Genomic DNA, 19,256 nt, shown 5'->3' with positions numbered 1-19,256 from the left:
ATTTTGTTGGGCGGCGGCATCCCGCTTTTTGGTCAACTAAACGATCAAATAAAACTGGAAAACTCAGAGGCGATTGCTTTTGCAAACGACTTTGTTCAAGTAAAGTACGAAGTAAATTACTTATAACAAGGTGCTGTTGCCGGATTGCATTTCCGCTAGCGCTACAACGCAACCGCAAAGCGCGGCGTTATGCAGCAGGAGGATATTTAAACTATGGCGCAACTTATCGCCCTAATTTTATTACCACTGGTCTTGGCTTTTGGCCTGACTTTTGTTTTTGTATCGAAGGGAAGAAATTTTGTAGAGCGTACTCGATTTGTTTTGACTCTTCATCCTGAGCTAGGGCTAATGAAACAAGGATTACTTTGGTTGGTAATTCTAGCTCCGATTCTATATTTTCTCGGAACAGGATTTTTAGCATGGCAAGACTATGACGTTCTTTTGAATGCTGAAGGCTTTCAAATGTTTTTGCAGATTTCAGTATTGCCCTTGGCTTTACTTTCATTAGCTATTCCTTTGTCCGTTTTGATTAGCCGACTACATTCTACTGAGCAATCTGCCAAGCAGATTGAAATTGTGTCGCACAAAAACAATCTAGATACTTATCGCTCACATCGGCAGGAATTGTTCTCGTACTTTGAGCAAATAGGCAAGACAGAATATCTTTCATGTATTGAAGTCAACTTTAAGGTTCATCCTCGTCTGCATACAAATTTCTTCTTAGGCTCTCCAACGGAAGGGCTGCCATCCCCCAATGTAGCCGCATTTAAGGACATTGAGTCTGAGTTATCTACTGCTCAGTGGGGAATTGATGCAACGTTGAAAGATGTAAACAAGCCAAAGACGCTTTCTTTTTACCTTGATGCTTGCAGTACAATATTTAGGCTGTCTGAGAAGCTTGGTATCCCGGAAATTTACATTGAATTAGCTGAAAAGGGTGTGCTCGTACCAGCAAAAATTGAAAAACAACCTGAATTGGAATCACTATTAACTGTCGGCACAACTACGGATGAATTGGTGGCAGCATATCGCATCGCAAGATCTTTTTATCTAAATCTGTGTGACTTTGCTTGTCTCACGCCTAGCATAGATACTCCTGAATACAGAAAGTATATCGATACAGGTGGTCGTTACGCTAAAGTGAATGATTATTTGTCCGTAGAGCGTTTACATGAAACTGAGATAAAAAGTGCGTTAGAAAAGTCGGGAAAAGTTACATAACAATAAAATTTAAGGGTGATTCACAACGCACGACGCTCTTACTTCAAGCAGGTTTAGTGTTTATGGCACATTGCTTTAGGTAGGTGGTTAGCGTTGTTCACACCTTAATTTGGCGTTATACGGCGAACATAGTACGTCCGCTTTTGACCCAAAGCGGACACAGGTTGAATAGCCATTAGCGTATTTCTTCGTTGAAGAATGCCAATAAAAACAGGATAGATGGCATGAAAGAAATTGAACAAGTGAAGCTTCTTAATTTTAGAAGATTCCCCTCATTTGAGTACAAGGCAAACTCTGAACGAAATATTTTTATCGGTGATAATGAATCAGGTAAAAGCACTATTCTTCAGGCAATAGACCTCGTATTGAATGGAAGCAGAAACCGTATTGAAACCCTTGGATTAGAATCCCTGTTCTATAAGGGTGCAGTTAACGAGTTTCTAGAAGGCGCTAAACGCATCGAAGATTTACCGGAGCTAAAGATTGAAGTTTTCCTAAAAGACTTTGGAAATCAAGATCTCGAAGGCCTAAATCATACGGAACATGGCATACGCCATGGATTAAAATTGGAATGTAAGCCAATGGATGAATATGGTGCTGAAATTAATTCAGCTCTTGAAGCTGAAAACCCGCTCTTTCCATTTGAATATTACAGCATCCAATTCTCTACTTTCGCAGGCGTGCCATACACGCAAAACCGCAGGTTTCTGAGACATATTTTTATTGATAGTTCATTAATCGGAACGGAATACGCAACTCGGCATTATACAAAATCACTTTACGAAGCGAATACAGATGTTGTGCATCGGCACAAAAACCATCATTCCTACAGACAGGCTAAGTCAGAGTTCACTCACAATAATCTGGCAGAGCTAAACAAAAATCTGACTGACACGAAGTTCGAGATTAAAAACGATAGCAAATCCAATATCGATCAAGATCTCATGATAACGGACAAGGGCATACCTATTTCTCAAATGGGAAAAGGCAATCAGTGTTTTATCAAAACCGAATTTGCACTGAGGAAAAAGGAAGATGCAGAACCTATAGACCTTATCTTAATTGAAGAACCTGAAAACCACCTTAGCCATGTGAAGATGAAACAGCTTCTATCCAGCCTGGAAGAAGCGTCAACAACGCAAATAATGATTGCCACTCACAGCAATAGTATTTGCTCACGACTGGACTTACACAATGCTTCAATATTAAGCCCTGAAAGCACTAACCCCATTTCCTTGAAGGACCTTCCTGATGAAACTGCCAACTTCTTTGTTAAAGCTCCAGACAATAAGATTTTAGAATTTGTATTGGCTCAAAAGGTAGTGCTTGTTGAGGGTGATGCCGAGTACATACTGATTGAAGCTATGTTTGAGAATTTTTTCAACGAAAAGCTAGATGATTCCGAGGTGCATGTCATTTCAGTAGGTGGAACGAGCTTTAAACGTTATATGGATTTGGCGAAGCTATTGAACATTAAGACGGCAGTTATCCGAGACAATGACGGCGACTTTCAGAGAAAATGCGTAGAAAATTATGAAGATTATGTCACGGAGAAAATCAGAGTGTTCTACGATGAGGACGACGATAACCGATCCACTCTGGAGCTATGCATATTTCAGGATAATGAGGAACTTTGTGGTCAGCTATTCTCCGAAGGGAGAAAAACGTTAACAGTACTAGAGTATATGCTCGCTAATAAAGCAGATGCGGCACTAAAGCTTTTAGAAGAAGGTGGCAACAAGATTAAAGCTCCAGATTATATTGCGCAGGCACTGACATGGATAAAAGAGTAATCTTTGCAGTTGCAGGTGCAGGCAAAACAACCCACATAATTAATAGCCTTTCTCGTGGCAAGCGAGCGTTAATCGTTACTTATACTGAAAATAATTACAACCACCTACGACAGCGCGTAATGAGGAAGTTTGGTGAGCTGCCAGAAAACATTACAGTCATTACCTATTTCACCTTCCTCTATTCTTTCTGCTACAAGCCATTTCTCCATGACAAGATAAAATCAAAAGGGATTAATTGGAAAACACCACCACCGGCTACTTTTAAGTTTCCGAGAAATCGCATGGCTTTTTATCAAGATCCCAGCGGAAGACTTTACAGCAATAGGATTGCAAAGCTTATTGAACAGAAGGATGTTGTAGAGCATGTGACTTCTCGAATTGAAAAATATTATGACCAGTTTTTTGTCGATGAGGTGCAGGACTTCGGTGGAAACGATTTTAATTTATTAAAACGGCTCTGTTCGTCTAATTTGGACATTAATTTTGTAGGTGACTTTTTTCAACATACATTTGATACCAGCACAGATGGAAGGACAAACTCAAATCTGTATGATGACTTTGATAGCTACAAGAAACACTTTGAAAGTGTGGGGCTGGAAATAGATATTTCTTCACTATCTCATAGCTATCGTTGCACACCACAGGTGTGCGGATTTATCAAAAATAATCTAGGTATCGATATAGAATCGCACAAGGAAGAAGATTCCGAAGTGAAATTAATTAACGACAATCAGAGAATAGAAGAAATTTACAGGTGTGAGCATACAGTAAAATTATTTTTTCAAAAGTATTATGAGTTCGACTGTTTTTCTCAGAATTGGGGGAAATCGAAAGGGCAAGATCACTATATAGATGTGTGCGTAGCACTATATCCTGCTGCTATGAAAGCTTTCAAAGATAACAATTTCAATGCTTTGCCTGCATCTAGTCGAAATAAGCTCTATGTTGCATGCACACGAGCAAACAGACACATTTATTTTGTAGAGCAGAAACATCTAAATAAATTTAAATGATATTGGACTATTTTAAAGTCTGAGTGTCCGCTTTTGGCCGAAATTGAAAATGGAAATGATGATGTATATCACGTATAACAAGCGCAAGCACTCGGAACAATTTTACGCTTCGCTCCAAATTGTCCGGTGTTGCGAGCGTTAAGTTTCTAGAAAAGTGTTCGGGAAGAAAGGAGATGTAATGAAAAAGATGTTTTTAACTTCATCTTTCGTGGATGTGGCAGATTTATTCGTGGAGTTCGCCGAGGAAAAATGTGCAGGAAAAACTGTTACATTCATACCTACGGCGAGTCTTGTCGAAGATATTACATTTTATGTGGATGCTGGCAAAAAGGCCCTTGAAGAACGCGGGCTAATTGTTGACGAACTTGAAATTTCAACGGCAACCAAAGAAAAAATAGATAGTACGCTCAAAAAGAATGACTATATCTATGTTACTGGTGGTAATACCTTCTTTCTCCTTCAAGAGCTGAAAAGAACAGGCGCGGACACAGTTATATCTGAACAAGTAAATTCAGGGAAAATGTATATTGGTGAGTCTGCTGGTTCCATTGTGCTTTCACGCAATATTGAGTATGTAAAAGAAATGGATGATTTCACTGCCGCGCCGAACATTGGCACGTTTTTATCGTTAGGAATGATTGATTTTTATCCGGTTCCTCACCATACAAACTTCCCATTTAAAGAGTCAGTCGAGAAAATCATCTCTATTTTTGAAGAGAAAATAGATCTTTGCCCCATTAGCAACACACAAGCGATTGCCATACATGGCGATAAATTTGAAGTCTGGGATGCCAAAACTTAACAAGTTACTGCATTGGAAAAATAACTCGCTGACGCTCGTCATTTTCCAGTGAGTAAAGCGTTATACATTTTCGAGGAAACTATGGATTTAGAGAATATTGCTTCAATTGCGACAGCAATTGGCGTTGGTGTTGCAACTTGGCAGATACGCGAAAGCAAAAAGCTCGCTCAAGTAACGTTTGAAGATTCATTTAACCAACAATATAGAGATCTGATTTACGAAATCCCGGTTGATGCGCTTCTTGGCAAAAACCTGTCTGATCCTGAAAAGTTAAAAGCACGCGAAACCGTGTTTAACTATCTCGACTTGTGTAACGAGCAAATTGCTCATAGGCACAGTAAGCGTATAAGTGAGCGCCGCTGGAAGGACTGGGCGAGTGGAATTGAAGAAAATATTAATAGAGCTTTGTTCTCTGAAATTTGGTCCGAGATTAAAGAATCTGCTCCAGGAATATTTAGTTTTTTGGAAAAACTAGAGCAAGAAGGCTTCAAGTCCGATCCCAAAGTTTGGTCAAATGTATAACAAACGAGTATGTCGTCAATCCTAAATTTTAGCGAGATTTTTATCCCACATCACGCCGTCTCTGAGCATCGAATTTAAGATCACTACCATCTTGCGCACACAGGCAATAATGGCCACTTTTTTCGGCTTTCCAGCGGCGACTAATCGGGTATACGTCGCTTTAAAAACAGGATTACATTGCATCGCAGACATCATCGCCATATACAACACGGTACGAACTTGAGCACGTCCACCTTGGATCACCCGTTTGCCTTTATATCGCCCACTTTCTTTTGTCACGGGTGCAACACCAATGAGAGATGCCGCTTGTTTGTTAGTTATATAGCCCAGCTCAGGGACGTTACTGATGATAGATGCTGCCGCAATGCTGCCAATGCCAGGCACGCTTTGTAAGAGCGTATTTTTAGTCTGATATTCAGGGCATGCTTCAATCAACTTCACGAGTTTTTGTTCGATGTTGGTGATTTAATTTTTCATCGCAGTGAGCATGGGTTTGATGGTTGAATGCAAGGTTTTGGGCAGTATCTGCAAGCGGTTCTTTTCCATCGTTTGCATAGATAGTAGCTGGTTTCTCCTGATGACTAAATCACTCATTAAACGTATATTTTCCGCCTTGATAATGGTGATTTCAGGCTTAATGGCGTCGCCATAATGTGCGATTAACTCAGCATCTAAGCGGTCATTTTTCGCTCTGCGGCCAATGGCGCCGGCGAAGCGTTTAATGTGCACAGGGTTGGCGCGTACGATGGGTAAATTGGCTTCAATACACGCGAGCACAAAGGGCATTTCTAATCGGCCAGTGGCTTCAATGATGATGCGCTATGTAGCGTCAATTATCTTGGCCGGTTTTCCGACAATTATCCTGGCCGGTTGATACCGATTTTTAACTACCGTTGCTCATCGCCATTTTGCGCCGGTATCGACGCCGATGTAGATGTTTTGATTGGATGCAGTATTCATAATAAGCTAACTCTTGTTTGCGTAATACGGGTTCTAGACCCAGTCGAGTATTCGAGTTTGGTACTTGGAGTTCTAAGGTGCGTTCATGTTTGTTATCGGTCTCTCGACAGAGGAGTCAGCGTTCAATCGAACTGCACATTAGAAAGCTTTGGTTGCAGCTAAAGCCTGGGTCTCACTTTACCCAAATACGGGTGAGATTATCCATACAAACGGCTCAAGAGGGACTGTCAACGCTTGGCATTTTCACTATGCGTTGCTTTTTGTGGTTACGGTGTTATGCGGAAAGTTGGTAGTAGCGTTGGTTGCCCCTTAACCGGGCGTTATGTTTCTCTGAGGGCAGGCTCAAGCCCAAGATGATCAACAAAGGGGATAAAGTCGCGATCCAAAAACAGCAAAGGTAGCTTTTTCTCTATGCAGAAAGTCGCGATGATCACGTCGGCAGTTTTTCGGATTGTGATGCCCTTTTTGCGAAGAGCCCTATAATTGTCAGCGCAAACAAGTGCCATGTCTTTGCCAAACATTTCATACTGCTCCAGCGAGAGCAGGCTCTGTTTGGTCTGACGATAGTGTTTGTCGTTGCGGATGCCTTGAAGGATTTCCAGAAATATGAGGTCGCCGATAGCGACGGATCCGTGGACTATTGAGGCATCCAGCAGGTCAGTGTGCGGGTTCTTGACTCCGTTGAAATAGTCGATCCATACACTGGTATCCACCAATATCATCCGGCGCCCCGCATTTCATCCAGGTCGCCTTCCCACTTGATTTTGCCTCGCAGTTTTCGAATTTCCTGCTGCTTGCTAAGCTGAACTAGAAGTTTCAGACCTTGCTCAACAGCCTCTTTTTTGGTTTCGTAGCCGGAGGCTTTGAGAGCTTCTGCCATCAACTGGTCGTCTATGACGATGTTCGTTCTCATGTCGCACCTATGTGTATAGATTTCGGTTTCCATACACAATCTAGCACGTCAGGAAGAACATAACAATCGGCTGCACAGCGACCGATTTTCCGCCGCTTCGCGGCTCCAAACCGGCGCGTGAGCCGGGCGTTATACCGCAATCAATCATCTAACCTTTTCATAGCTTTACGGTAAACGTCGCTATGTTCGCGTTTTCCGACTGCTAAGACGGTTACAATGATGACATCGTCTTCAACTTTGTAGACAAGACGGTAGCCCGATTGACGCAGCTTAATTTTATACATAGTGTCGGTTCCAGAGAGCTTTGAAGCCGGAACATGCGGGTTATCTAAGCGCTCGATTAGCTATTTCTTAAATTGTTGTTGCAGCGTTGAGCCAAGCTTTTTCCACTCTTTGAGTGCGCTCTTTTTAAAGTTGAGTTTATAGGTCATCAATGTTTACCGAAATGGTATCTTCAGATTCACGCTCTTTTGCAATAGCGAGTAGTTCAAGATCTTCCAGTCTGTCCATCATCATTTCGTACGCTTCGGCAGGTACGCAATAAAATGCTGGCTCATTTCGGTTCAATACAGCAACAGGTTCACCGTTAGCACTAGTTGCAACTTTCATAGGATTAGCCTTCAACTCAGTAATGCTTGCAGCAACATCGGCTAAAATTCTAGTGGTCATATAATCGGTCTCTTAAGTGGTCTTTATGTTGGTCATTTTAGCCTCAACCAAGCGTATGACAAGGCATGTAAGAGGGATTTGTAACGCGTGGCAGTTTCGCTTCGCTCAAGTATAGCCAAGCATCGCTCACCTTAATGCGGCGCTGGCGGATCCTCTCATAATTGACCGGGCCCCAGCGTATGCGTTAGCCGTTGATATTCCCTGATGGCCCTCTGATATTGGGTCAGCTTAATCAGATATCGTCGATGATTTCTTACCTTGCGACCAAGACGAGGTATCGAGAGAGCGCGACGATGCTTGATGGTATTGGGAGGCGAGTTATAGTCGCCATATTTAAAAGCTTGCTCATACAAAGTGACGGCACGTCCATCCACGGCAATAGAAGCACGCAGTGTTATATAGCGCAATTGATCACGCACATCCGACCAATCAACCAAGATAACGGACAAGGATTCGCGCGTATAATCAGGTGCGCATGCCAGTGTTATGCTACCCCGATAAATTTGACAATCTAGAGTTCGAAAATGATTAGAAAGTACAATTCAAATGACTTAGATTCGGTTCTTGAAATCTGGCTTGAAGCGTCTGTTAAAGCGCATGATTTCGTCTCGGCCGACTATTGGGCTTCGCAAGTTGAGAATATGCGTGAGATCTACATCCCAGCGTCAGAGGTCTACGTTTATGAAACCGAGTCAAAAGTCGTTGGCTTTTATGCACTGTATGAAAATAATTTGGCTGCCATCTTTGTGTCTCCTGCCTTTCAGGGCCAAGGTGTTGGTAAGCAATTATTGAGTCATGCGAAGTCTCAAAGAGCAGTGTTAAACTTGTCGGTATACAAGGAAAATCAGGCGAGTTATCGGTTTTACTTATCTCAAGGTTTTAGCGTGATAAGTGAACAGCGAGATCAGCATACGGGGCATCCTGAGTACACAATGAGTATGGGCACAACCTAACGTATGATAACAACGAAAAGATTGATACTTCGGCAATGGGATGACGCCGATCAACAACCCTTTGCGCAGATGAGCCGCGATAGCCGTGTCATGGCGCACTTCCCAAAGTGTCTGAGCCAGGAAGAAAGCGACAAGATGGCAAGAAAAATCCAGTCGTTAATCGCCGAGCGTGGTTGGGGATTCTGGGCTGTCGAGATCCCCGACCAACACGCGTTTATTGGCTTTGTCGGTTTGCACATACCGAAAGATACGATGCCGTTCTCACCTTGTGTTGAGATTGGCTGGCGACTTGCGCCACAACATTGGGGTAGGGGCTATGCCACAGAAGCGGCTAATGCGTCGCTACACTATGCGTTTATGCACTTGGGCGTAGAGGAAGTCGTCTCTTTTACTACAGTGAATAACATTGGCTCTCAGGCAGTGATGAAAAAGCTTGGCATGTCCTATGCGTATCATTTCGCGCATCCTGATCTCGACGCGTCTGATCCGCTTAGCGAACATGTTTTATACAAAATCAGCAAAGCGCAGTGGGAAGTGTTTGATTACACTGACATTTGCTCTATGCTCGACGTAAGCGACTAACATAAGGAAAAATGATGATTATTATCTGGTTTATTTTGGCTATTTTTGTCGCTTTTTATGCWTCATCAAAGGGGCGATCAGGGCTTGGCTTTTTCTTAATCTCATTGATTCTTTCTCCATTGATTGGCTTTATTATCGCTTTGGTTGTTGAAGAGCGCTCTGTTGAAATAGGAGAAATGAAAAAATGTCCGATGTGTGCCGAAATGGTGAGAGCTGAGGCTAAGTTATGCAAACACTGTCATTCTGAGCTGGCCTAATGATAAGTGTTCTTATTGCAACCACCTAAAACAGTGTTGGAAACCAGGTGGCGGCCAACGCGGCGGTTTGAGTGAGCGGATGTTAACGAAAACGTTCGTCTTGACGTACGTACTTGATACCGTACAATTGATTAAAAGTTAATCACACTGGAGAAGCGCTATGACGGGGATCACTGCCACTGAAGCGCGTAGCAAATTGTATCGGCTCATTGATGAAACCGCCGAATCTCATCAGCCCATTGTTATTGCGGGCAAACGTAACAAAGCGGTGCTGATTTCAGAAGAAGATTGGTCAGCGATTCAGGAAACACTTTATCTGCTTTCTGTGCCAGGGATGCGCGAGTCGATTCGTGAAGGCATCGCCACGCCGACGGATGAATGCGATGAGGAGTTGGACTGGTGACATGGAAGTTGGTTTACACCAAACAAGCCCAGAAAGATGCAAAAAAGCTGGCCTCCAGTGGCCTTAAACCAAAAGCGCAAGAACTGCTAGCACTGATTAAAGACGATTCCTACCGTAAACCTCCTCCGTTCGAAAAGCTTGTCGGCGATCTCACCGGTGCCTATTCACGCCGTATTAATATTCAGCATCGCTTGGTCTATCAAGTCCTCGAGGATGAACAGGTGGTGAAAGTGCTCAGGCTCTGGAGCCATTATGAGTAGTGGCTGTCATCGGCCTTTATTGGTTGCTGTTGTTAATTGCGTTGTTCTCTGGGCTGGGCACCATGTTTGGAGCGCAAAAATTATCCGTCTGTCCCACCAGAAGCTGACGTTATGCACTACGCTAAAAGACACAACTGACTAAAATTCAAAGACAAAACGCTAGTCAGTTGGTAGCAGTAAACGGGTCGCCGTATTTGTTGTACACCGTTAGGCGAATGAGCAAGGAATGTATATGGCTGTTTTAAATAAAGTTTTATATGTAGAGGACGATCCTGATATACGAGAAATTGCTACCCTAGCACTCGAGGATGTGGGCGGCTTCACTCTTAAAACCTGTGAATCGGGAGAGCGGGCCTTGCAGGAAGTGGACGGATTTAAGCCGCAAATCATACTGCTCGATGTCATGATGCCAAATATGGATGGCCCAGAAACACTCACCGCGATGCGGGAACGAGGACTCGTTGATGACTCGGTGCTCATTCTTTTTATGACAGCGAAAGTTCATCCAGAAGAAGTGGCGCGCTATAAAGCGTTAGGGGCGAGTCATGTTATTTCTAAACCTTTCGATCCTATGACATTAGCTGATGATGTGCGTGCGTTTTGGGACGAATTCAATGGATGATAACAAAAAGACTAATGACACCGAAAAGCGTCTTGAAAGGCTCAAGGAAGCGTACGCTAAACGGCTGACCTCGGAGTTTAAACGGCTTCATGCCATCAATGATAAGTTGTTATCAGGCCATGATGACCAGGAAACGTTAAAGGCGTTGCACTCTGGGTTGCACACCATTGCGGGCGCGGCGGGAACATTTGGTTTTGCTAGTCTCGGCGAAGCGGCCCGTCAATTTGAGCAACAGGTTGCCAAGCGCTTATCCCAAACAGAACCGCCCACCAGCCTGCCAACTGATTGGATGGAAGCGCTTGAGTCTGCGCACCATAAAGATAGCGTGTCAGCGACGCAAAGTACCACAACAATCCAGCAACCGGTTATGGAAGGGGCGCCTATTATCGGCTTGGTCGAGCGCGATAATATTTTGGCTAAATACGCCCAATCCCAGTTTGCTCGTTTTGGTTTTCAGGTGTACTGGATAAAGGATGCGAAACAACTAAAACAATTGACTAAACACGCACCTGACTTACTGCTTATTGACCATCATGCTATTCAGGACGACGTGTCTGATTCCGATTTAGCAACTTTATGGAAGACCAAGTTACAGCACTTTCAATGTCCCGTCTTTTTCATTGGTGCTGAGGAAAGTTATCACGCAAGGCTGATGGCATTGCGCGCGGGAGGCGCGGGTTATTATCCCAAGCCGTTGGACATGGCCAAACTTGCCTCAAAGTTTGCGCATATGCTTGGTCACATAGACGCGGAACCTGGTCGGGTTATGATGATTGATCAAGACCCAGCCCTCGTCTCTCAATGCCAATCTGTCTTAGAAGATGCAGACATGAACGTCGTGACACTGGATAAGCCAGAACGACTGTTTGAGTGTATCAGCGAGTTTAATCCTGAAATTATCCTTGTCAGTGTCTGGTTACCGCAGGTGACGGGCGCTGAATTAGTGGCCTTGCTCGCGCAGACAGAGCATTGGTCACATTTGCCGATTATTTTCCTCTCTCGCGACCCTAACGCAGATTTGCGTCGCCAATCATTGTTGCTAGACGGCGATGCCATTCTTGAGGTGCCGGTGGACACGGATCTTTTGGTGCGCCTGTGTCAAAGCAGAATACAGCGATTTCGAGCGTTTAACCGCACGCAACATCAAGACGGGCTGACCGGCTTATTGAAACACGCTAGCATCAAAGACGCGTTGCAAAAGCAATGGCAATTGGCGCAGCGTCGGTCGCAAGTATTCAGCGTGGTCATGTTGGATATTGATCACTTTAAAGGCGTGAATGACACCTATGGTCACGCTATTGGCGATCAGGTGATCGCGGCAATCGGTACGCTTTTACGTCAGCATTTTAGGAATACAGATAAGCTTGGCCGATACGGCGGAGAAGAGTTTGCGCTGGTATTGGCAGATTGTGATGCTGACCAAGCCGAGCATTTGGTTAATCAGTTACGAGAAGATTTCGGAGCGATCACGTTCAAGGCGAATGACACCACATTTTCTTGCACGCTGTCCGCCGGCATTGCCGACAATCAGCGCTTTCCGACAGAACCGAGTGAGTCTTTATTGGCGCTCGCGGACAAAGCCTTGTATCGCGCCAAGCATGACGGACGAAATTGTGTCGTACAAGCAATGAATACCCCTTAATCGCTAATTCTCTGGAGCCTTTGTATGCGAACGCCACCTATCCCTGATAACGAAGCCGAGCGTCAACAGGCACTAGACGAAACCGAGCTGCTTAACAGTGGTGCCGACTCTCGCTTTGATCGCATTACTCGCTTATGCCTTGACTTGTTTTCTGTGCCTATCGCGCTGGTGTCACTGATCGATCGTGAGCGACAATACTTTAAGTCTCGTCAGGGGTTAGATGCCTCTGAAACCCCAAGGGATATCTCTTTTTGTGGGCACGCCATTCTGGGTAGTGAACCATTGATTATTGAAAACGTGCTAGACGATATGCGTTTTTGTGACAATCCACTTGTCTGTGGGGCGCCGGATATTCGGTTTTATGCGGGTATGCCGATTCACAGCAGCGAGGGTTATCGACTGGGCACGCTATGCCTAATTGATAACCAACCAAGGCAGTTTAGTGAACATAACGTGGCGCAACTAAAGAACCTTGCTGGCATGGTGGAGGATCTGATTTGGACCGATATCTATCAGCGACGTGAGTCAACAGCGTTGCAGCAACAACTGCAAACTAGCCACGATGAAATGGCATCGCTGATTAATAACATACCAGGCATCACGTTTCGTTGTTTGCCAGATAAAAGCTGGACCATGCTTTACATCAGTAACCAAGTTGACACCATCAGTGGTTATGCCGCCGACGATCTGATAAACAATAAACGCGTTTGTTATGCGGATCTCATTCACCCTGATGATGTGTCCGTTGTTGATGACGCCGTTACCAACGCCATGGCCAACAATGAGGAATGGCATATTGAGTATCGTGTTCGGCATCGTACGCTGGGCTTTCGCTGGGTGGAGGAACGAGGTAAATGTATTGAAACAGATCCTAGGCATCCACAGGTGCTTGAAGGGTTTATTATCGATATTACTCGAGAGCGCAATGCCCTGACGCAGCTGGAGCGGCATCATCAGGCATTAACGGTGCTGACTGACATTGCCTTTTCCAGTCATGGGAGCTTGGATGAGAGAATCAATCATGCCTTGCAAGAGGCCAAGCTCTACTTGAGGGCTGAATTGGCCATTGTCAGTGAAATAAAAGGCGAGGTGTATACGGTTAACTGGATAGCTGGGCCGTCAGACACAACGATTGTTGCAGGGCAGCAGTTTGCATTAGAAGACACCTGGTGTCAGTTTTTGATGGCAGAGAACCCCAGCAGCACCACGCAGGAACAGTTTATTGCCGATACCGATCGCCCAGAGTTTCAGCAACATCCGTGTTATAAAACTGCACCGGTAGGCAGCTATGCTGGCGTTGTCATCAATGTCTATGGTCGCCCCTGGGGCACATTGAATGTGTCATCTTCTCGTGTGCGTTCAGAAGACTACAACGATGGTGAAAAGCTATTTCTGCGTCTATTGGGCAACTGGCTGTCCGATGTATTGACTCAGAATTTGAGTCAACAACGGCTGATCAAGTTAGCGGCATTACTACCGGGAACGCTTTATCAATTCCGTCGTTTTCCCGATGGGCGTATGGTTTTTCCTTATAGTTCTCCTCAAATAGAATCTTTGTACGGCATTACACCAGAGCAGGCCGCTGAAGACGCCACGCCGGCGTTTGAACGTATCCATCCTGGTGATATCGAGGCTATCCAGCAATCCATTGAGCATTCGGCAGACACGTTAGAACATTGGCAAGCGACATATCAGAGCAATTGCCCAGGAAAAGGGTATCGTTGGATATCTGGCGAGGCGAGGCCGGAGAAAATGATCGACGGTAGTATATTGTGGCACGGTTATTTGCAAGATGTTCACGAACAGCATCAGGCGCGTTTAGCTTTGGAGCAGAGCGAGGCGAGGTTGCGTAGCTTGTTTGACTTTTCTCCTATCGGCATCGCTTTGAACGATTTTGTCACCGGACAGTTTCTTGATCTCAATGATGCTTTGATTGCACCCACGGGTTACACCCGCGAAGAATTTGTTTCCCTCAGTTATTGGGATGTCACGCCTAAAGAATATGAGCAAGAGGAGCAAAAAGCGCTGGCAAGTATGCAAAGCACGGGTCGCTATGGGCCGTTTGAAAAAGAGTACATCCGCAAAGATGGCAGTCGTTATCCGGTCCGTCTGCAAGGCATGCTGAGCACAGAGTTGGACGGAAGAAAGGTGATCTGGTCCCTTGTCGAAGACATTACTGAGCGTAAAAAACTCGACAAAATGAAAGATGAATTTATTGCCACCGTCAGCCATGAACTGCGCACACCCTTAACGTCGATCAAGGGGGCGTTAGGACTCTTGAATGGCGGCGCAACTGGGGAGTTACCACCAAAGGCTAACAAGTTGCTGCATACTGCCGAGCGTAACGCAACACGTTTAACCTTGCTGATTAACGACTTGTTAGATATGGAAAAGCTCGTGGCAGGAAAAATGCCAATTCAGAGACAAAAGCAAGATCTTGGCTCGCTATTGGATGACGCGATAGAGTCTGTTAAATCCTACCAGTATCAAACCCAGACACAAATACGCCCCCCAAATAACTGGCCGGCTGTGACGGTCAATGTTGATGGACCAAGATTGATTCAAGCACTGACCAATCTTTTATCTAATGCGATCAAATTCTCACCAGAAGGTGAGTGGGTAGACGTTTCGGTAATTGTTGATAAAACGCTGGTTGAAATTGCTATCAGAGATCGTGGACCTGGGGTTGACCTGGCGTTTCAGGATCGACTGTTTCAGCGTTTTAGCCAAGCTGACAGCAGTGATAATCGCATGGTTGCTGGTACAGGACTGGGGCTAGCGATTACGCGGGAGATATGTCAGCAAATGGACGGTGATGTGGGGTACCGCGATGCTGAGGGCGGTGGAGCGTTGTTTTTTATTCAGTTGCAGGTTGCACAATGAGCGTCGTTGCTAAACAGGTGATGGCAACGCTGTTACTGGCCCTTATTGCCGTCGTTGGTAACATGGTTAACTTGCCTTTGTTTTTCGGCGTGCATTTTATCTTTGGCTCGGTGGCTGTCATGCTGGCCATAAGATTGATCGGGCTATGGCCAGCCGTGTTCGTGGCGTTAGCTGGCGGTTCTTATACCTGGATACTTTGGGGTCACCCATACGCGATGCTGACACTGGCATTGGAAGCGTTTGCGGTCAGCTTATTGTATCGCCGCGGCGTAAAAAACTTGGTACTCGCGGATCTCGCTTTTTGGGTAGTGGTGAGTCCGATAGTGCTAATACCACTCGACGTCATGGTCATCGGGATGGATGCCAGTTCCGCTATCATGATTGCTCTGAAGCAAGCGTTGAACGGTGTGTTCAACGCGCTTATTGCAGGACTATTGGTAAAACTGCTGATTTGGTATTTCCAGAATGGCACTATCAATTGGTTACCGGCAAAGGTGCGGCTCCAGGAGCTGCTTTTTGATGCCCTGTTGTGCCTGACCCTTATCGCGGGAATGACACCCATCATTATCAACAATCAAGATAATATAATAAAAAACGAGCAACGGGTCGCTGACGAACTTAAGCGGGTTGCCGAGGGTGCCGTGGCTCGGCTCAACCAGCAACCCGATCGTTCGCTTGATAGTCAAAAGAGATCATTACGGCCGTCACTGTCTCAAGGTGCGTCTGGTGTGGCGATATTAAATCGCGAGGGAACACCGACAGTGCAGGTCGGTGATTTACACTCTGTTTTACCAGGGGGAGTCCGGCCGCTAACCAGTGCCGATAACCTGTCTATTTGGTTGCCGGCGTCGGGGGGTAATTTGGTTAATCGCTGGCAATCGGGCTTTTATCGTTACCAACTGCCATTAACAGACCGGTTCGACGCTATGGTCTTGCTTGCAGAGCGGCCGGCAGCGCCATTGATAGACGCTATTGAAAAGAGTCGTAATCAAAGCTTTATTATGCTTTCAGGCATTGCTTTTTTGAGTATACTCGCGGCCTTTTCGTTGAGCCGAATCCTGATTCAGCCTCTATCACGACTCGATAGGGCAAGTCGTCATCTACCTGAAAAAATACGCTATCAATTGAGTGTTGTGCTGCCTCAAAGCCGAGTAGCGGAATATGCTGTTTTGTCGACATCGCTGCAAGATATGAGCCATGCGCTTAGCGATAACTTCCGTGAATTGGAAAAGGCACGGGCAAACTTGAAGCAAGAGGTACAGGATCGTACCCGTGAATTGGCAAGCACTTCCGATCTGCTCAGTAATATATTGGCCGCCTCGACTGAGGTTGCGATTATCGCGACGGATACGAGAGGCATAATTACTTTATTCAACACCGGCGCTGAGCGACTGCTTGGTTACCATTCTGCCGAGGTCGTCGATAAACACAGCCCTGCCTTGTTTCATGTGCCCGACGAGGTGGAAGAACGATCTCAGGCGCTATCAGGTCAGTTTAATCGGGCGATAACTGGGTTTGATACCTTTGTGACCATTCCGGTGTTAGAGGGCGCAGAAACGCGTGAATGGTGTTATGTCCATAAGCAAGGTCAGCATATCCCGGTTACGTTGACAGTGACGGCGATATACGACGACAGTCAAGAGATTACCGGTTTCCTCGGGATTGCCCAAAATATCACCGAACGCAAACGCCATGAGCAAATGAAGAATGAGTTCATTTCTACGGTCAGTCATGAGTTGCGTACGCCGCTTACTTCGGTGTCTGGTGCACTGAGTTTAGTGCTGGGTGGACGCTTGGGTGAGATCCCTGATAAAGCCCAAAAAATACTCAACACCGCACACCGTAATAGCGAGCGGTTAGCGTTATTGATCAACGATTTACTCGATATTGAAAAAATAGCGGCCGGCCAGTTGTATTTTGATATGCAAGTTCAATCTATTGATCCCATCCTTGAACAATGTTTAGAAGAAAATAAAGCATACGGTGCAGAGCGGCACGTCGACATCATCTTGAACAGTGAAACGGCTGATGCCGAGGTTCGAGTAGACAAACAAAGGCTGAAGCAAGTATTGGCTAATCTGCTATCTAATGCGATCAAGTTTTCGCCTGATGGGGCGACGGTCACCATCGATACCGTGATGGATGAACAGCACGTGACCGTGAGTGTTACTGACCAAGGTTGTGGTATTGCTGCGGACTTTTATCCCAAAATTTTCCAAAAATTTGCCCAAGCCGATAGCACAGATACACGGCAAAAAGGTGGCACGGGGTTAGGGCTTGCGATTACCCGTGAACTCGTTGAAAAAATGAATGGCAAGATAGGGTTTGAGTCGAGCCCGGGGAAAGGCACCCGTTTTTACTTTCAGCTGCCGTTGCATGAAACAGTGAAGACCAAATCGGTCGATCAGCATAGGCCGACTGACTCGAATATTGGTGACAAACCAAACATTAACTCTTCATATAATATTCTAGTGATTGAAGATGATCCCGACGTGGCTAGTCTATTAAAAATAGTGCTGGAAGAGGCTGGATACCGAGTCGATATTAGCCAAGAGGGTATGGCGGCGTTAAAAGCGTTACAAGCAAGGCATTATGATTTAATCAGCTTAGATTTAATGCTGCCCGATATCGGTGGGCTCGATATTATTCGTCGGATAAGACAGCATGCCGACACCGCTAATATTCCCATTGTTGTGGTGTCTGCAAAGATGAAACAAGGACGGTTAGAGCTTAATGGCGACGCTGAAAACATTGAATGGTTAGCAAAACCCATCGATCACAAACAACTCATCAGTCTAGTAAAACAACAGTTGCTAACGTCTACACAGGCAAAAATTTTGCACGTTGAAGACGATATAGATTTACATCGAATTGTTCAGGCGATGGTCAGTGATTATATGACGCTTGATCATGCACTCACACTGAGCCAAGCTCAATCGTTGTTAACGCAACACGCGTATGATGCTGTCTTGTTGGATATTGGTTTACCCGACGGATCGGGTTGGCGCTTAATTCCAGTGATTCAAGAAACACAGCCAACGGCTGCGATTATCGTACTGACCGGTGAGGAGATTAGTGCTGAACGATACGATACGGTTCACGGTGTGTTGATGAAAAAGCAACTGACAACTGACAGGCTTGTGGATATTATCGGCAAGCGTATTACGCGTGAGCGGCAACGTTCCTAGCGTTAATCAAGGCGCTAGACGACAACCTCGATATATCAACGACCGCCAAAAACAAAAAAACCAGCCAATGGGCTGGTTTTTATCGATGGTTCAACCGATTAGTCTTGGAACAGGCCGAGGTTTTCTTTGGCGTAGGCTTCAAATTCGGTAAAGCCGCCAACGTGCGCTTGATCAACGAAAATCTGTGGCACGGTTTCAACCGGTTTGCCGACGGTTTTTTCCAAATCCGCTTTGCTGATGCCTTCTGCGTGAATATCGACATAACGGTAGTTAAAGTCATCACGGTTGGTTTTAAGATCTTCCGCTAGGTCTTTGGCGCGAACACAAAAAGGGCACCCTGGGCGACCGAAAATTACGACGAACATATTCATCTCCTTTGGCATTAATGTTGTTACTATGCCTGATAGGCGATGGAGAGAAAAGACGAATTTCCCTTTTGCACCGATAGGCAAAACCGATTGCTGTGAACGTCTATACCGAATCGCACGACCGGCGGGAGATCACGGGTAGTATGGCCGCAGAGCGTCGCTATTGTGTTGATTGCGCGTCGGCCCATAAAGGTGTACAACCAGC

18 protein-coding genes and 3 pseudogenes are annotated in these 19,256 nt (G+C 45.3%); 14 read left to right on the top strand and 7 right to left on the bottom strand.

Features of this window, described 5'->3' with window-relative positions; all coding sequences use genetic code 11:
* Positions 1 to 213: 213 nt before the first annotated feature.
* From BZG76_RS06820 to BZG76_RS06800, 5 genes are all read left to right on the top strand, one after another.
* Positions 214 to 1,221, top strand: coding sequence for a hypothetical protein (locus tag BZG76_RS06820; protein WP_077460660.1), 1,008 nt, complete (start codon positions 214 to 216; stop codon positions 1,219 to 1,221).
* A 224-nt stretch (positions 1,222 to 1,445) separates the two neighbouring features.
* Entirely contained in the window at positions 1,446 to 3,014 is a 1,569-nt protein-coding gene (locus BZG76_RS06815) for an ATP-dependent nuclease (RefSeq protein ID WP_077460659.1), read from the top strand.
* Positions 2,999 to 4,027 carry an AAA family ATPase gene (locus BZG76_RS06810; RefSeq protein WP_077460658.1) on the top strand — a complete coding sequence of 343 codons (1,029 nt, stop codon included), beginning with the start codon at positions 2,999 to 3,001 and terminating at the stop codon, positions 4,025 to 4,027. Before BZG76_RS06815 ends, BZG76_RS06810 begins: the two co-directional genes overlap by 16 nt.
* A gap of 178 nt (positions 4,028 to 4,205) precedes the next feature.
* A complete protein-coding gene (locus BZG76_RS06805) occupies positions 4,206 to 4,829 on the top strand; it encodes a Type 1 glutamine amidotransferase-like domain-containing protein (protein ID WP_077460657.1) in 624 nt (207 codons plus the stop codon).
* An 81-nt stretch (positions 4,830 to 4,910) separates the two neighbouring features.
* The gene (locus BZG76_RS06800; protein ID WP_077460656.1) at positions 4,911 to 5,351 is read left to right on the top strand and encodes a hypothetical protein; all 441 of its coding nucleotides are present in this window, start codon (positions 4,911 to 4,913) and stop codon (positions 5,349 to 5,351) included.
* Positions 5,352 to 5,372: 21 nt separating this feature from the next.
* Here the strand turns inward: BZG76_RS06800 and BZG76_RS15420 are convergent.
* From BZG76_RS15420 to BZG76_RS15500, 6 genes and pseudogenes are all read right to left on the bottom strand, one after another.
* Positions 5,373 to 6,170: pseudogene (locus BZG76_RS15420) on the bottom strand (IS110 family transposase); the annotation flags it as partial.
* A gap of 461 nt (positions 6,171 to 6,631) precedes the next feature.
* Entirely contained in the window at positions 6,632 to 7,024 is a 393-nt protein-coding gene (vapC, locus tag BZG76_RS06790) for a type II toxin-antitoxin system VapC family toxin (protein WP_241824056.1), read from the bottom strand.
* 5 nt (positions 7,025 to 7,029) lie between these two features.
* Positions 7,030 to 7,224, bottom strand: a complete 195-nt coding sequence (locus BZG76_RS06785; RefSeq protein WP_077460653.1) for a type II toxin-antitoxin system VapB family antitoxin — start codon at positions 7,222 to 7,224, stop codon at positions 7,030 to 7,032.
* A gap of 140 nt (positions 7,225 to 7,364) precedes the next feature.
* A pseudogene (locus BZG76_RS06780) lies at positions 7,365 to 7,655 on the bottom strand (type II toxin-antitoxin system RelE family toxin).
* Complete coding sequence (locus BZG76_RS06775) at positions 7,645 to 7,893, bottom strand: type II toxin-antitoxin system Phd/YefM family antitoxin (RefSeq protein WP_077460652.1); 249 nt, start codon at positions 7,891 to 7,893, stop codon at positions 7,645 to 7,647. Before BZG76_RS06775 ends, BZG76_RS06780 begins: the two are co-directional and overlap by 11 nt.
* 311 nt (positions 7,894 to 8,204) lie before the next feature.
* A pseudogene (locus BZG76_RS15500) lies at positions 8,205 to 8,374 on the bottom strand (IS4 family transposase); the annotation flags it as partial.
* Between the two features lie 43 nt (positions 8,375 to 8,417).
* On the opposite strand from BZG76_RS15500, the gene BZG76_RS06765 reads away from it, so the two are divergent.
* From BZG76_RS06765 to BZG76_RS06725, 9 genes are all read left to right on the top strand, one after another.
* Positions 8,418 to 8,846, top strand: a complete 429-nt coding sequence (locus tag BZG76_RS06765; protein WP_077460651.1) for an N-acetyltransferase — start codon at positions 8,418 to 8,420, stop codon at positions 8,844 to 8,846.
* 21 nt (positions 8,847 to 8,867) lie between these two features.
* On the top strand, positions 8,868 to 9,428 hold the full coding sequence (locus BZG76_RS06760) for a GNAT family N-acetyltransferase (RefSeq protein WP_241824055.1): 561 nt from the start codon (positions 8,868 to 8,870) through the stop codon (positions 9,426 to 9,428).
* A gap of 14 nt (positions 9,429 to 9,442) precedes the next feature.
* Positions 9,443 to 9,685, top strand: a complete 243-nt coding sequence (locus BZG76_RS06755; protein WP_198532306.1) for a hypothetical protein — start codon at positions 9,443 to 9,445, stop codon at positions 9,683 to 9,685.
* A 160-nt stretch (positions 9,686 to 9,845) separates the two neighbouring features.
* Positions 9,846 to 10,088, top strand: coding sequence for a type II toxin-antitoxin system Phd/YefM family antitoxin (locus BZG76_RS06750; RefSeq protein ID WP_021022842.1), 243 nt, complete (start codon positions 9,846 to 9,848; stop codon positions 10,086 to 10,088).
* Complete coding sequence (locus BZG76_RS06745) at positions 10,085 to 10,348, top strand: Txe/YoeB family addiction module toxin (RefSeq protein WP_077460648.1); 264 nt, start codon at positions 10,085 to 10,087, stop codon at positions 10,346 to 10,348. The genes BZG76_RS06750 and BZG76_RS06745 overlap by 4 nt, the downstream gene beginning before the upstream one ends.
* Before the next feature lie 232 nt (positions 10,349 to 10,580).
* Complete coding sequence (locus BZG76_RS06740) at positions 10,581 to 10,970, top strand: response regulator (protein WP_077460670.1); 390 nt, start codon at positions 10,581 to 10,583, stop codon at positions 10,968 to 10,970.
* Positions 10,963 to 12,612 carry a diguanylate cyclase gene (locus BZG76_RS06735; protein ID WP_077460647.1) on the top strand — a complete coding sequence of 550 codons (1,650 nt, stop codon included), beginning with the start codon at positions 10,963 to 10,965 and terminating at the stop codon, positions 12,610 to 12,612. Before BZG76_RS06740 ends, BZG76_RS06735 begins: the two co-directional genes overlap by 8 nt.
* A 24-nt stretch (positions 12,613 to 12,636) precedes the next feature.
* Entirely contained in the window at positions 12,637 to 15,495 is a 2,859-nt protein-coding gene (locus BZG76_RS06730; protein ID WP_077460646.1) for a PAS domain-containing protein, read from the top strand.
* Positions 15,492 to 18,683 (top strand): ATP-binding protein, encoded by a 3,192-nt coding sequence (locus tag BZG76_RS06725; protein ID WP_077460645.1) that lies wholly within the window; start codon positions 15,492 to 15,494, stop codon positions 18,681 to 18,683. The genes BZG76_RS06730 and BZG76_RS06725 overlap by 4 nt, the downstream gene beginning before the upstream one ends.
* A 98-nt stretch (positions 18,684 to 18,781) precedes the next feature.
* Here the strand turns inward: BZG76_RS06725 and BZG76_RS06720 are convergent, their stop codons facing one another.
* Positions 18,782 to 19,048, bottom strand: a complete 267-nt coding sequence (locus BZG76_RS06720) for a GrxA family glutaredoxin (RefSeq protein ID WP_021022836.1) — start codon at positions 19,046 to 19,048, stop codon at positions 18,782 to 18,784.
* Between the last annotated feature and the right edge of the window lie 208 nt (positions 19,049 to 19,256).

The organism is Salinivibrio sp. AR647 (genome assembly GCF_001995415.1).
GTDB classification, from domain to species: domain Bacteria; phylum Pseudomonadota; class Gammaproteobacteria; order Enterobacterales; family Vibrionaceae; genus Salinivibrio; species Salinivibrio costicola.
This window is presented reverse-complemented; position numbering and strand designations above follow the sequence as displayed.

Excerpts from the sequence above, each read along its gene's own strand:
- BZG76_RS06730 (WP_077460646.1), top strand. The coding sequence starts at position 12,637 with ATGCGAACGCCACCTATCCCTGATAACGAAGCCGAGCGTCAACAGGCA.
- BZG76_RS06750 (WP_021022842.1), top strand. The coding sequence starts at position 9,846 with ATGACGGGGATCACTGCCACTGAAGCGCGTAGCAAATTGTATCGGCTC.
- BZG76_RS06785 (WP_077460653.1), bottom strand. The coding sequence starts at position 7,224 with ATGAGAACGAACATCGTCATAGACGACCAGTTGATGGCAGAAGCTCTC.
- BZG76_RS06805 (WP_077460657.1), top strand. The coding sequence starts at position 4,206 with ATGAAAAAGATGTTTTTAACTTCATCTTTCGTGGATGTGGCAGATTTA.
- BZG76_RS06765 (WP_077460651.1), top strand. The coding sequence starts at position 8,418 with ATGATTAGAAAGTACAATTCAAATGACTTAGATTCGGTTCTTGAAATC.
- BZG76_RS06820 (WP_077460660.1), top strand. The coding sequence starts at position 214 with ATGGCGCAACTTATCGCCCTAATTTTATTACCACTGGTCTTGGCTTTT.
- BZG76_RS06800 (WP_077460656.1), top strand. The coding sequence starts at position 4,911 with ATGGATTTAGAGAATATTGCTTCAATTGCGACAGCAATTGGCGTTGGT.
- BZG76_RS06775 (WP_077460652.1), bottom strand. The coding sequence starts at position 7,893 with ATGACCACTAGAATTTTAGCCGATGTTGCTGCAAGCATTACTGAGTTG.
- BZG76_RS06720 (WP_021022836.1), bottom strand. The coding sequence starts at position 19,048 with ATGTTCGTCGTAATTTTCGGTCGCCCAGGGTGCCCTTTTTGTGTTCGC.
- BZG76_RS06740 (WP_077460670.1), top strand. The coding sequence starts at position 10,581 with ATGGCTGTTTTAAATAAAGTTTTATATGTAGAGGACGATCCTGATATA.
- BZG76_RS06735 (WP_077460647.1), top strand. The coding sequence starts at position 10,963 with ATGGATGATAACAAAAAGACTAATGACACCGAAAAGCGTCTTGAAAGG.
- BZG76_RS06810 (WP_077460658.1), top strand. The coding sequence starts at position 2,999 with ATGGATAAAAGAGTAATCTTTGCAGTTGCAGGTGCAGGCAAAACAACC.
- BZG76_RS06725 (WP_077460645.1), top strand. The coding sequence starts at position 15,492 with ATGAGCGTCGTTGCTAAACAGGTGATGGCAACGCTGTTACTGGCCCTT.
- BZG76_RS06815 (WP_077460659.1), top strand. The coding sequence starts at position 1,446 with ATGAAAGAAATTGAACAAGTGAAGCTTCTTAATTTTAGAAGATTCCCC.